This window comes from Bradyrhizobium sp. SHOUNA76 (assembly GCF_023006445.1).
In the GTDB taxonomy this organism is placed as follows: Bacteria; Pseudomonadota; Alphaproteobacteria; order Rhizobiales; family Xanthobacteraceae; genus Bradyrhizobium.
The window spans coordinates 1-12,964 of the sequence record NZ_JALBHA010000136.1 but is presented as its reverse complement, the minus strand read 5'-3'; the positions used below and the strand labels follow the sequence as shown (position 1 = coordinate 12,964).

At 64.7% G+C, this 12,964-nt stretch carries 10 protein-coding genes; 4 read left to right on the top strand and 6 right to left on the bottom strand.

Annotation, left to right across the window (positions count from 1 at the left end; all coding sequences use genetic code 11):
* The coding region (locus MOV74_RS16680; RefSeq protein ID WP_246924445.1) for a diguanylate cyclase at positions 1–630 on the top strand (630 nt) is incomplete at its 5' end.
* Positions 631–699: 69 nt separating this feature from the next.
* Here the strand turns inward: MOV74_RS16680 and MOV74_RS16675 are convergent.
* On the bottom strand, positions 700–1,746 hold the full coding sequence (locus MOV74_RS16675; RefSeq protein ID WP_246924451.1) for a GGDEF domain-containing protein: 1,047 nt from the start codon (positions 1,744–1,746) through the stop codon (positions 700–702).
* Between the two features lie 190 nt (positions 1,747–1,936).
* On the opposite strand from MOV74_RS16675, the gene leuS reads away from it, so the two are divergent.
* The 3 genes from leuS (at position 1,937) to holA (ending at position 6,249) form a co-directional block, all read left to right on the top strand.
* The gene (leuS, locus tag MOV74_RS16670) at positions 1,937–4,573 is read left to right on the top strand and encodes a leucine--tRNA ligase (protein WP_246924442.1); all 2,637 of its coding nucleotides are present in this window, start codon (positions 1,937–1,939) and stop codon (positions 4,571–4,573) included.
* Positions 4,560–5,111: an LPS assembly lipoprotein LptE gene (gene lptE, locus MOV74_RS16665; RefSeq protein ID WP_246924439.1), complete on the top strand. Its 552-nt coding sequence runs from the start codon at positions 4,560–4,562 to the stop codon at positions 5,109–5,111. The genes leuS and lptE overlap by 14 nt, the downstream gene beginning before the upstream one ends.
* Before the next feature lie 109 nt (positions 5,112–5,220).
* Entirely contained in the window at positions 5,221–6,249 is a 1,029-nt protein-coding gene (gene holA, locus MOV74_RS16660; RefSeq protein ID WP_246924436.1) for a DNA polymerase III subunit delta, read from the top strand.
* 231 nt (positions 6,250–6,480) lie between these two features.
* Here holA and MOV74_RS16655 read toward each other — a convergent pair whose 3' ends face one another.
* The 5 genes from MOV74_RS16655 to mnmE form a co-directional block, all read right to left on the bottom strand.
* Positions 6,481–7,368, bottom strand: a complete 888-nt coding sequence (locus tag MOV74_RS16655) for a ParB/RepB/Spo0J family partition protein (RefSeq protein ID WP_246924434.1) — start codon at positions 7,366–7,368, stop codon at positions 6,481–6,483.
* A gap of 156 nt (positions 7,369–7,524) precedes the next feature.
* Complete coding sequence (locus MOV74_RS16650) at positions 7,525–8,427, bottom strand: ParA family protein (RefSeq protein ID WP_246924432.1); 903 nt, start codon at positions 8,425–8,427, stop codon at positions 7,525–7,527.
* 29 nt (positions 8,428–8,456) lie between these two features.
* Positions 8,457–9,089 (bottom strand): 16S rRNA (guanine(527)-N(7))-methyltransferase RsmG, encoded by a 633-nt coding sequence (gene rsmG / locus MOV74_RS16645; protein ID WP_404979152.1) that lies wholly within the window; start codon positions 9,087–9,089, stop codon positions 8,457–8,459.
* Between the two features lie 147 nt (positions 9,090–9,236).
* Positions 9,237–11,117 carry a tRNA uridine-5-carboxymethylaminomethyl(34) synthesis enzyme MnmG gene (mnmG, locus tag MOV74_RS16640; RefSeq protein WP_246924430.1) on the bottom strand — a complete coding sequence of 627 codons (1,881 nt, stop codon included), beginning with the start codon at positions 11,115–11,117 and terminating at the stop codon, positions 9,237–9,239.
* Positions 11,118–11,754: 637 nt separating this feature from the next.
* The coding region (gene mnmE, locus MOV74_RS16635) for a tRNA uridine-5-carboxymethylaminomethyl(34) synthesis GTPase MnmE (RefSeq protein ID WP_246924427.1) at positions 11,755–12,964 on the bottom strand (1,210 nt) is incomplete at its 5' end.

Genomic DNA, 12,964 nt, shown 5'->3' with positions numbered 1-12,964 from the left:
CGCGCGTTCAACGCGATGGCCGCGCAGCTGAGCCAGCGCGAGCGCGAGCTGATCGCGAGCAACGACAGGCTGACGGTGATGGCCTCGATCGACATGCTCTCGGGGCTCGCCAACCGGCGCGGCTTCCAGAGCCGGCTCGACTTCGAGTGGATGCGCGCGCAGCAATATGGCAGTGACCTCGCGCTGCTGATGATCGACGTCGACCATTTCAAGCTGTTCAACGACACCTATGGCCATCTCGAAGGCGATTCCTGCCTGACCAGGCTCGGCGAATCCCTGTCCGGCATTGCCGCAGACAACATGGGCTTCGCGGCGCGCTACGGCGGCGAGGAATTCTGCCTGTTGCTGCCGAACACCGACGTGACGCGCGCCGTCGAAATCGGCGAGCAGGTGCGCGCGGCCGTGCTGAAGCTCTGCCTGCCGCACATCACGTCAGCTCATATGATCGTCACGGTCTCGATCGGCGTTGCCGCGACGAAGCCCAATGAGAGCTTGCGCCCGGGCGACTTGATCGAAGCCGCCGACGCCGCGCTCTACGCCGCAAAACACCGCGGCCGCAACAACGTCGTCGAGCACGGCGTGCAGGTGATCGAGACCGGCACAGCCGAGATGATGCTGGCAGCGGGCTGAGCTCGGCCGAGTAGCGTCACCCTCGCCTCGCTCCGCTTGCGGCGGGAGGCAATGCCCCGAGGTCCACGGCTAGCCGGCAGCTCTCGCGCGATCGAGCTCGATCTCCGTCACCACGCGGTTGCGACCGCCGCCCTTGGCGAGATAGAGTGCGCGGTCGCAGCGCTCGACGAGATCGGTGATCGCTTCGCCCATCCGGTACTGCGCCACGCCAATCGACACGCTGATATTGGGCAGAATCTCACCGGTCGAGCGACGGGTGATCCTGCATTCGGCGATCGCCCGCCTGATCCGCTCGGCGATCTCGGCGGAAGTGGCAAGATCGGCATCCGGCAGCACCGCGATCAACTCCTCGCCGCCGTAGCGGGCCGGCAGATCCTGCTCGCGAACCTTTTCGCGCAGCACCTTCGCCATCAGACGCAGCACCTGGTCGCCGACGCCGTGGCCAAAATTGTCGTTGAAGACCTTGAAGTGATCGATGTCGAGCATCAGCACGCTGAGCGGCTCGCCCCATGCCGCGGTCGCCTGCGCCTTGCGCAGGAATTCGTCGAGCGCCCGCCGGTTTGCGAGGCCCGTCAGCGTGTCGGTCCGGGCGCGCTCCTCGGACCTCGATAGCGAATCGCGAATGACGTCGAGTTCGCGGGTCTTTTCCGCAAAACCCTCTTCCAGAAGCGTCGCCCTTGTGGCGGCCCGCGCCAGCTCGTTCATGAGCTGAGCGACCAGCGCCTTGGGATCGACACCGGCCTTGCCCTGGTCCGCCACCTGGCTGATGACCTGCATCTGCGAATGGTTGTCAGCGATCGCGGTCGCCAGAAATTCCCTCGCCGTCCCCATGAGAGCCTGCAGCCGCTCGGACGTGTCGATCACCGCGGCACTGACCTGGGGTGCGACGTAGGTCTCGAACAGGTCCTGATTGGTTCGGGCGTCGAAGGGACGATTGTGGTCGATCAACAGATCGATCGCATTGCGCAGATCGTCATGGCTGCCGGCGAAATACTGGAACCAGACAGCAAAATTAGCCGGGGTCGGCGCAATCCGCTGTTCAGCCATGCTGCGCATCGCTCGTCCGGCGATGGAGGCCGCATAGTCGTAATCGGGATCGTCGAAGCTCGAATCCATCGTGGTCATGCGGTCCTGTCAGGCCGCAAATTGGCAGCGAGCCCTTAATCGCGCCCCAACACGGGCCTCGTAGTTATGCGGAGGCGCGGGCATAGTTCCAGATCGCGGCAAGCCATTGACCCGTTACGGACTTTTATGGCCTAGTCCGCCGTCTTGAGCCGGCCGAACCCACGAAAACCCCAACGATTCCATGACCTCCGAACGCTATAACGCCCGCGACGCCGAACCGCGCTGGCAACGCCTCTGGGACCAGCAGGCGATCTTCGTCTCCAAGAACGACGATTCGCGGCCGAAATATTATGTGCTCGAGATGTTCCCCTACCCGTCCGGGCGCATCCATATCGGCCATGTCCGGAATTATACGCTCGGCGACGTGCTGGCCCGCTTCATGCGCGCCAAGGGGTTCAACGTGCTGCACCCGATGGGCTGGGACGCCTTCGGCCTGCCGGCCGAGAATGCTGCGATCGAGCGCAAGGTCGCGCCGAAAGCCTGGACCTACGACAACATCGCCGCAATGAAGAAGCAGCTCCGCTCGATCGGGCTGTCGCTGGACTGGTCGCGCGAATTCGCGACCTGCGATCCCAGCTATTACAAGCATCAGCAGAAGATGTTCCTGGACATGCTCAGCGCGGGCCTCGCCGAGCGCGAGAAGCGCAAGCTCAACTGGGATCCGGTCGACATGACCGTGCTCGCCAACGAGCAGGTGATCGACGGCCGCGGCTGGCGCTCCGGTGCCATCGTCGAGCAGCGCGAGATGAGCCAGTGGGTCTTCAAGATCACGAAGTACTCTCAGGAGCTGCTGTCGGCGCTTGATGGGCTCGATCGCTGGCCCGACAAGGTGCGGCTGATGCAGCGCAACTGGATCGGCCGCTCGGAAGGCCTGCTGGTCCGCTTTGCGCTGGATGCGGCGACGACGCCGGCCGGAGAGAGTGAGCTGAAGATCTTCACGACGCGCCCGGACACGCTGTTCGGCGCGAAGTTCATGGCGATCTCGGCGGATCATCCACTGGCTCAAGCAGCCGCCGCGAAGAACCCGAAACTCGCGGAATTCATCGCGGACATCAAGAAGATCGGCACCGCGCAGTCGATCATCGACACCGCGGAGAAGCAGGGTTTCGACACCGGCATCCGCGCGGTGCACCCGTTCGACCCGAATTGGAAGCTGCCGGTCTATGTCGCGAATTTCGTGCTGATGGAATACGGCACCGGCGCGATCTTCGGCTGTCCGGCCCACGACCAGCGCGACCTCGACTTCGTCAACAAGTACAATCTCGGCAACACGCCCGTGGTCTGCCCGGAAGGGCAGGACCCGAAGACATTCGTGATCACCGACACCGCCTATGACGGTGACGGCCGCATGATCAATTCGCGCTTCCTCGACGGCATGACCATCGAGCAGGCCAAGGACGAAGTTGCAAAACGCCTGGAAAACGAACTGCGCGGCAACGCGCCGGTCGGCGAGCGGCAGGTGAACTTCCGCCTGCGCGACTGGGGCATTTCCCGCCAGCGCTATTGGGGCTGCCCGATTCCGGTCATCCATTGTCCGAAGTGCGACGTGGTCCCGGTGCCGGACGCCGACCTGCCGGTGGTGCTGCCGGAGGATGTGAGCTTCGACAAGCCAGGCAACGCGTTGGATCATCATCCGACGTGGAAGCACGTCACCTGCCCGAAATGCGGGGGCAAGGCGCAGCGCGAAACCGATACCATGGACACCTTCGTGGATTCGTCCTGGTATTTTGCGCGCTTCACCGATCCCTGGAACGAGAACGCGCCGACGACGCCCGCTGTGGCCAACCGGATGCTGCCGGTCGACCAGTATATCGGCGGCGTCGAGCACGCGATCCTGCATCTGCTGTACAGCCGCTTCTTCACCCGCGCGATGAAAGCGACCGGGCACATCGCACTGGACGAGCCGTTCGCCGGCATGTTCACGCAGGGCATGGTGGTGCACGAGACCTACCAGAAGGCCGACGGCACTTATGTGCAGCCGGCCGAGGTCAAGGTCGAGGTCGGCGGCAACGAACGCCGCGCCACGCTGCTCACGACTGGCGAAGACATCCAGATCGGCCCGATCGAGAAGATGTCGAAGTCGAAAAAGAACACGGTCGACCCCGACGACATCATCGAGACCTACGGCGCCGACGTCGCCCGCTGGTTCATGCTGTCGGACTCCCCGCCCGACCGCGACGTGATCTGGAGCGATGAGCGCGTCCAGGGCGCCTCGCGCTTCGTGCAGCGGCTGTGGCGGCTGGTGAACGATTCCGTCGAGTTCGGCAAGGGCGCGCCGACGGCCCGACCGGCCAGCTTCGGCCCCGACGCCACCGCCTTGCGCAAGGCCGCCCATGGTGCGCTGGACAAGGTCACCACCGGGATCGAGCGGCTGCACTTCAACGTCTGCCTCGCCCATATCCGCGAGTTCGCGAATACCTTCTCGGAAATCTTGCAGCGCCCCGGCCAGTCCGCCGCGAACCTGGCTCCGGACTTGGCTTGGGCGATCCGGGAAGCCGACCAGATCCTGGTCCAGCTGTTCTCCCCGATGATGCCGCACCTCGCCGAAGAGTGCTGGCAGGTTCTGGGCCAGAGCGGGCTGGTTTCCGAGGCCAATTGGCCCCAAATCGAACGCGATTTGCTGGTTGAAGACAGCGTGACCCTGGTGGTCCAGGTCAACGGGAAGAAGCGGGGTGAGGTCACAGTTGCAACAGCGGCCCAGAATCCGGAAATCGAGGCTGCCGTTTTGGCCCTCGATGCGGTAAAGCTGGCCCTGGACGGCAAGCCCGTCCGCAAGGTGATCATCGTCCCCAAGAGGATCGTAAATGTTGTCGGCTAGGATCCGCATCGCAGCCCGCTTGCTGGCGGTCGCCGCCTTGGCCGCGCTGACGGCCGGCTGCTTCCAGCCGATGTATGCCGAGCGGAGCGACGGCACCCCCGGCCTGCGCGAGAAGCTGATGGGCATCGAGCTGCCCCCGATCAGCAAGCCCAATGCCTCCCGCGAGGCCCGCGTCGGCGTGGAAATCCGCAACGCGCTGGCCTTCAAGCTTTACGGCAGCGCGACGGGCATGCCGCCGACCCATCGGCTGGACATCCGCTTCACCACCAGCCGTTCCTCGCTGATCGTCAGCGCCACGACGGGACTGCCGACCAGCGAAAATCTCGGTGTCGACGCCCAGTACAATCTGATCGAGGTCGCGACCGGCAGGTCTGTCATGACCGGCGCGACCTTCTCACGCGTGTCCTACGACATGCCGGGGTCCTATCAACGCTTCTCGCGCACCCGCGCCGTGCGCGATGCCGAGGATCGCGCCGCCAGCGAGATCGCCGAGAACATCACGACCCGGCTCGCCTCGTTCTTCACCGCCGGCACGTAAATCACTCCAGTCATTCCGGGGCGCCCGTAGGGCGAACCCGGAATCTCGATCCATAATCTCCGGATTCCGGGTTCGCGCGCTGCGCGCCCCGGAATGACGATGGGACCCGATGGTCGCGCTGCGCGGAAAAGAGATCGACGCCTTCCTTGCCCGCCCCGATGCGGGCCGTCCGATCATCCTGCTCTACGGCCCCGACGCCGGCCTCGTGCGCGAGCGCGCGGATGCGCTGATCGCCTCTGCCGTCGACGATCCCAACGATCCCTTCTCACTGGTCAAGCTGGATGGCGACGAGCTCTCCGCCGAGCCGTCCCGCCTCGTCGACGAAGCCATGACCGTGCCGCTGTTCGGCGGCCGCCGCGCGATCCGCATCCGAGCCGGCTCGCGCAGCTTTGCCAGCGGCGTCGACACGCTCGCAGAGATGAGCGTGAGGGATTGCCGCATCGTGATCGAGGCCGGCGAGCTGCGCCCGGAATCGCCGTTGCGCAAAGCCTGCGAGAAGGCCAAGGCCGCCGTCGCGATCGGCTGCTATCCCGACACCGAGCGCGATCTCGCCAAGCTGATGGAAGACGAGCTCCGTATCGCCAATTTGCGCATCGCGCAGGAGGCCCGCGCAGCGCTGATGTCGTTCCTCGGCGGCGATCGCCAGGCCTCGCGCAACGAGCTGCGCAAACTCACGCTCTATGCGCATGGCAAAGGCGAGATTACGCTGGACGACGTGATGTCCGTGGTCGCCGATGCGTCCGAGCTGAAGCTCGATCCGATCGTCGACGGCGCCTTCGCCGGTCGGCCCGACATCGTCGAGACCGAATTTGCCAAGGCCATGATCGCCGGCACCTATCCCGGCGTGATCATCTCGGCGGCGCAGCGCCAGGCCGCGTGGCTGCACAAATCGGCGCTGGCGATCGCCGACGGCACGCCGGCCTCCACGGTGCTCGACAGCGGCTATCCGCGCCTGCACTTTTCTCGAAAGCCCGCGGTCGAAACCGCGCTCCGCAATTTCAGCGTGGCGCGGCTCGCCGCCATCATCGAGCAGCTCGCGACCGCGGCACTCGACACCCGGAAGCAATCCACCCTCGCCGCCGCCATCGCCCAACGCACGCTGATGGCGATCGCCGCGAATGCGAAGCGGCGGGGATAGGCCCGGGCTTTCTCGTCCCCGGACGCAGCGCAGCGCTTCTTAGCGGTGCGCTGCAGAGCCGGGGCCCATGCCTCTGCGATTTCGTTCTTGGCCTTCTGGGTCCCGGCTCAGCGCAGCAACGCTTCGCGTTGCAGGGCGTCCGGGACACGAGAATGGAGAACGGTGCGCTCAGATGCGCTCCACACACCCACTGTCATCCCCCGTTCGCGAGGACGACACCGAGGACGAAGCCTACAGCGCGCCCTTGGCCAGCCGCTTCATCACCTCGTCGAGCTGATCGAGGTTGCGGTAGTTGATCTGGACCGAACCGCCGGGGTCGCGGTGATTGACGGTGACCTTGAGGCCGAGCGCGTCGCTGACGCGCTTCTCCAGATCGATCGTGTCGGGGTCCTTTTCCTTAGCCCCGGTTGCGCGCGCCTTTTGCGGCTTGCGCTCCGGCACGCCCTCTTCATGCGCGAGCGCCTCGGCCTGGCGGACATTGAGGCCTTCCTCCACGATACGCTTGGCGGCGGCGAGCGGATCGGGCACGCCGATCAGTGCGCGGGCGTGGCCGGCTGTCAGCTCGCCGGTGGCGATGAAGGCCTGTACTTCGGCCGGCAGCTTCGTCAACCGCATCATGTTGGCGACGTGGCTGCGGCTCTTGCCGACGACCTTTGCGATATCGTCCTGGCTGCGTTTGAACTCGTTGGCGAGCGCGTGGTAGCCCTGCGCCTCTTCCATCGGGTTGAGGTCTTCGCGCTGCACGTTCTCGACGATCGCGAACTCCAGCGCGTCGCTGTCGCTGATGTCGACCGGCACGATCGGCACTTCGTGCAGGCCGGCCATTTGCGAGGCGCGCCAGCGCCGCTCGCCGGCGATGATCTCGAAGCGGTCCTGTGCACCCTTGACCGGACGCACCACGATCGGCTGGATCACGCCATGCTGCTTGATGGACTCGCTGAGCTCTTTCAGCTCGGCGTCGGAAAAGGTGCGGCGCGGATTGCGCGGATTGGCCTTGATGAACTCGATCGGCACCTTGCGTTGCGCGCGCGGACGATCGACGTGCTGGGCTTCGCCGCCGACATCGCCGATCAGACTTGCAAGACCCCGGCCCAGTCGCGAACGCGCTTCATCGGCCATCGCCAGCTCCCTTGGATTCACGGTGCAGCACTCCAGAACTGAATTGTCGAAACTCGTAGGTCGTAGGGCGGATTAGCGCAGCGTAATCCGCCACAGGTTTGTTCGCGGCAAGAGTCGGCCGGTTACGCTGCGCTAACCCGCCCTACGGATCTCACGTCAATGCGTGACGCGCAGCTCGCGCTCGCGCTGGATCACTTCGGTGGCGAGCCGCAAATACGCTTCGCTGCCAACGCATTTGAGATCGTAGACCAGCACCGGCTTGCCATAGGACGGTGCTTCCGAGATGCGCACGTTGCGCGGGATCATGGTCTTGTAGACCTTCTCGCCCATGAACTGCCGAACGTCGGCGACGACCTGGTTCGACAGGTTGTTGCGCGAGTCGAACATGGTCAGCACGATGCCGTGGATCGACAGGTTCGGATTGAGCGTCGAGCGGACCTGCTCCACCGTCTGCAGCAATTGCGACAGACCTTCGAGCGCGAAGAACTCGCACTGCAGCGGCACCAGGATCGCATCGGACGCCGCCATCGCGTTCACCGTGAGCAGGTTCAGCGAAGGCGGGCAGTCGATCAGCACATAAGTGTAATCGGCATCCGGCGAGACGTTGTTGTTGAGCGCGCCGATGGCGTCGCGCAGCTTGAAGGCGCGGCCCGGCGTGGTGCCGAGCTCAAGCTCGAGACCGGAGAGGTCCATGGTCGAGGGCGCGATGTGCAGCCGCGGCACCGCGGTTGAGACCACGGCCTCACGCAGCGGGGCTTCACCGATCAGCACGTCATAGGTCGAGCAGGAGCGGCTGCGGCGGTCGATGCCGAGGCCGGTCGAGGCATTGCCCTGGGGATCGAGATCGACGATCAGGACGCGTTCGCCAATCGCCGCGAGCGCCGTTCCCAAGTTGATCGCTGTGGTTGTTTTTCCAACACCGCCCTTCTGATTCGCCAGCGCGAGGATGCGCGGATGGCCGTGCGGGACCTCGCTGATCGGTGCTTGGGCCGGTTCTTGGGCTGGTTCTTGGACAGGGTCTTGGGTCTGCTCTTGCTGCGGATCGTCAATCACGGTCATCGAATTTCCCCACTCAACCCCTGAGCGCCTCAGCTGCGCCGTTCGGCGGCATCGAGCTCCACGATCCAGCCGTCGCCCGTGCGGCTCCGGTGGAGCTGAGGCTCAATATTCCAATATTTAGCGGCTTCGGTCAATTCACCCTCTACATCTTGACCCTTGAGAAACAGCGCCTTTGCGCCGTGGCGCATCAGCGGCTCCGCAAAGCCGATGAGTTGATGTAGCGGAGCAAGCGCACGCGCGGTGACGCAATCGACGGGGCCGGTGATTCTATCCACATTATCCCCGATCTCAGCGAGATGTACGACTCCCGGAGATGCGGTGACGCGAATCGCCTCGCGCAGGAACGCCGCCTTCTTGGCGATCCGCTCGACGAGATGGACGCTCGCACCCGGCGTCCCGGCCATGGCGCAGGCCAGCACGACACCGGGGAAACCGCCGCCGCTGCCAAGGTCGGCCCAACGTTTTGCACCGGGCGCGAGATCGACGAGCTGGAGCGAGTCGGCAATGTGTCGGGTCCAGAGCTGCGGCAGAGTCGAGGGCGCGACCAGATTGGTCTTGGCCTGCCACTCCCGGAGCAGTCCAATGTAGCGGTCAAGCCGGGCTTCCGTTTCATGTGAAACGGGCGCAAGCCTCAAGGCCTCGCGCTTGTCGGCGGCGATGATCGAATCAAACGCCTGATCGTTGGCGCTGGCCTTGTCGATCTTCGGTTTGGCTGGCGCCGGTTCAAATCGACCTGCGCCCTCGCCTGTTCCGGGTCGCCGCGTTAGCGGCCTGTCGCCGCCTGGTCCGCGCTGTTTCACGTGAAACGCCTATGCGATTGCTTTGGAGATCTTTCGTGCCTCGCGCCGGAGATAGGCCGCGAGGATGCCGAGCGCAGCCGGCGTCATGCCGTCGATCCGGCCGGCCTGGCCGACCGTGAACGGCCGCGCCTTCTCCAGCTTGGCTCGCACCTCGTTGGAGAGACCGGGAACGAGGCTGTACTCGACCTCTGACAGCACCATCCCCTCGTCGCGCCGGAAGGCCTCGACGTCGGCGCTCTGGCGCTCGAGATAGACATCGTATTTGGCGTCGATCTCGAGGTGGGTGGCGATGACGGGATCAATGGCGGACAGCTCCGGCCAGATCGCACGGACCTGGCTCCAGCCGATCTCCGGATAGGCCATCAGCTCGAAGGCCGACCGGCGCTGGCCATCCCGGTTCAGGGACAGGCCGTGCTTGATCGCCTCGTTCGGGGTGATCGTCAGCGACTTCGACAGCGTTCTGGCCGCATTCAGCGCGTCCATCTTGGCGCGATGATGCTGGGTCCGGGCATTGCCGACGCAACCGAGCGCGATCCCCTTCTCGGTCAGACGCTGATCCGCATTGTCGGCCCGCAGCGTTAGCCGATATTCGGCCCGCGACGTGAACATCCGATAGGGCTCGCTGATCCCGCGGGTGACGAGATCGTCGATCATCACGCCGAGATATCCGTCGGCCCTATCGAACACCGTCAGCGCGGCGCCGCTGGCGGAGAGCGCGGCGTTCAGGCCGGCCACGATGCCCTGCCCGGCGGCCTCTTCGTATCCGGTGGTGCCGTTGATCTGCCCGGCCAGGAACAGACCGCGCAGGCGCTTGGTCTGCAGGGTCGGATCAAGCTCCCGGGGATCGATGTGGTCGTATTCGATGGCATAGCCCGGGCGGACCATCTTGACCCGCTCCAGGCCAGGAATGCTGGCGAGGATCGCGAGCTGGACCTCCTCGGGCAGAGAAGTCGAGATGCCGTTGGGATAGACCGTGCTGTCGTCGAGCCCTTCCGGCTCCAGGAAGATCTGATGTCCATCGCGATCACCGAAGCGGACGATCTTGTCCTCGATCGACGGACAATAGCGCGGTCCGGAGCTCTTGATCTGGCCAGAGTACATCGGCGAGCGATGAACATTGGCCCGGATCACCTCGTGAGTGGCGGACGTGGTCCGGGTGATGCCGCATTGGATCTGCGGCGTCGTGATCCGCTCGGTCATGACCGAGAATGGCTCCGGCGGCTCATCTCCGGGCTGCATCTCGACCGCAGACCAGTCGATCGTGGTGCCGTCCAGACGCGGCGGGGTGCCGGTCTTGAGCCGCCCGAGGGTGAAGCCGGCACGCTCAAAGGAGGCGGACAGACCCATCGCAGGAGCCTCACCGACACGGCCGGCGGGCCAATTCTTCTCGCCGAGATGAATGAGACCGCGTAGGAACGTGCCGGTGGTGACAACCACCGCCCCTGCCCGAAGCTCCCGGCTATCGGCCAGACGCAGACCGACGACCCGGCCCTCGACTACGATCAGCTCGTCGGCCTCGCCTTCGATAACGGAAAGACCTTCGGTCTCCCGGATCGCGGCCTGCATCGCGGCGGCATAGAGTTTTCGGTCGGCCTGGGCTCGGGGACCACGGACCGCGGGTCCCTTGCGGCGATTGAGCACGCGGAACTGGATGCCGCCGGCATCGCCCACACGTCCCATCAGACCATCGAGCGCATCGACCTCGCGAACCAGATGCCCCTTGCCGAGACCGCCGATAGCAGGATTGCAGGACATCGCACCGACGGTGGAGAAATGGTGCGTCACCAGCGCGGTGGTCGCACCCATCCGGGCAGACGCGGCCGCGGCTTCACAGCCGGCATGGCCGCCGCCAATCACGATGACGTCGAAGCTCTCTCGCTCTGTTCGCATGAGCGGACTTCTAGCCCAGAGGCAGGAAAGCCGGAAGTGGAAACTGGCGAGGCGGGTGTTTCACGTGAAACGGGGTTGGCTCGCGGAGCCTCCAATACCGATTCGCGAAAACAACCCCATGCACAGTAGAATGGGTGTTGAAAGGACTGCTGTTTCACGTGAAACGAAATGCAGCTTGTCGGCAGAAGTCACCTGAAGAGATTGCCAGATTGACCCTCAGGCCCGTAACCGCGCCGGAGACGGGCGGTCTCGCCCGGCCGTTGCGAGCGTCGCAAAGCAATGCGGAGATTCTTCGTGGAGACAGCTAGGATTGCTTCGTCGCAAGGGCTCCTCGCAATGACGGAATCAAGGGCCGAGCCCTTAGGTCTCGGTAGGTGGTGCGTTCGAGCCGACTGGGCGCCATGGTCTCGAACCGAGACCAATCGGGCACGCCTGTTTCACGTGAAACAAGTGGACGGCTCGGATGGAGCCAAGTCGTTTGTCCGGCACCAGCGAATTACCATTCTCTCCGCCCCCAGGTTACGAGGGCGTCACTTCGGGGGCTGAGCCAGTTTAACCTGACAAGCCGGTTCCACTCGCGTTTCACGTGAAACACAAAAAATGGAACAAGGTCTAATTCTACAATGAAGAACTAGCTCTACTTTCCAATGCAGAACTTCTGAAAAATGGTTCCCAGGACGTCCTCGACGTCCACCCGGCCCAACAGCCGACCCAGGGCATAAGCGGCAGCACGCAGCTCCTCGGCCGCCAGCTCCTCGCCCTCTTCTACGAGCCCCAGACTCCGGCGCAAGCTGTCAGATGCGCGGTTCAACAAGTCGCGCTGGCGAGCCCTGGTCACCACGGCGCCCTCCGTGGTTTTGAAAAACTCCGAAGCGAATTTCACCAGGGCATCCACCAACTCGGGGATGCCATCACCGCGACTCGCCGAGATCCCGAACTCGCCGCTCGGCCTCACGCCCCCACCCCCGCCAAGATCGATCTTGTTGCGGACGATCCAGATCGACCCCTCCGACCGGTCGCCGTCTTCGGATTTCCGAAGTGACCGCACCGCGTCCGGATCAACGGCCTGCTCGGCTTCCACCAGCCACAACACCAGGTCGGCGTCCTCGGCCCGCGCCCGCGCCCGGCGCACGCCCTCCTGCTCGACGGGATCGTCGGTCTCGCGAATGCCGGCGGTGTCGATCACCGTGACGGGATAGCCGTCGAGATCGAGCTGCACCTCGATCACGTCGCGCGTGGTGCCGGCATGGGGCGAGACGATCGCAACCTCGCGACGCGCGAGCTGATTCATCAGCGTCGATTTGCCGACGTTCGGCTCTCCCGCGATGGCAACCACGAGACCGTCGCGCAGTCGTTCAGAATGCCCCTGTGCCGCAAGCACTTCTGCGATTTCGTCATGAAGGGCTTTGATCGCTTTCTTCGCCGGCGCCATCAGCTCCGCCGGCACGTCGCCCTCATCGGAAAAATCGATGCCGGCCTCGATCAGCGCGGACGCCTCGATGATCCGCTCGCGCCAGTCGCGCGCGCGATCCCCGAGCAGGCCCTGCAGCTGCCGCAGCGCCTGGCGGCGCTGCCGGTCGGTGTCGGCGTGAATGAGATCGTCAAGACCCTCGGCCTCGGTGAGATCGAGCTTGCCGTTCTCGAAGGCACGCCGCGTGAACTCACCTGGTTCGGCCGCCCGCGTATGCTGAATAACCGAAATTGAGGCGAGGAGCGCCGCCAGCACCGCGCGGCCGCCATGGACGTGAAATTCAGCGACGTCCTCGCCGGTCGCACTCGCCGGCCCTGGAAACCAGAGCACGACCGCATCGTCGATCGGCCGGCCCGCTTCATCGCGGAGCAGCCGG

Bases quoted from the DNA above. Each gene is read 5' to 3' on its own strand.
- lptE (WP_246924439.1), top strand. From the start codon at position 4,560: ATGTTGTCGGCTAGGATCCGCATCGCAGCCCGCTTGCTGGCGGTCGCC.
- holA (WP_246924436.1), top strand. From the start codon at position 5,221: ATGGTCGCGCTGCGCGGAAAAGAGATCGACGCCTTCCTTGCCCGCCCC.
- mnmG (WP_246924430.1), bottom strand. From the start codon at position 11,117: ATGCGAACAGAGCGAGAGAGCTTCGACGTCATCGTGATTGGCGGCGGC.
- MOV74_RS16655 (WP_246924434.1), bottom strand. From the start codon at position 7,368: ATGGCCGATGAAGCGCGTTCGCGACTGGGCCGGGGTCTTGCAAGTCTG.
- MOV74_RS16650 (WP_246924432.1), bottom strand. From the start codon at position 8,427: ATGACCGTGATTGACGATCCGCAGCAAGAGCAGACCCAAGACCCTGTC.
- leuS (WP_246924442.1), top strand. From the start codon at position 1,937: ATGACCTCCGAACGCTATAACGCCCGCGACGCCGAACCGCGCTGGCAA.
- MOV74_RS16675 (WP_246924451.1), bottom strand. From the start codon at position 1,746: ATGGATTCGAGCTTCGACGATCCCGATTACGACTATGCGGCCTCCATC.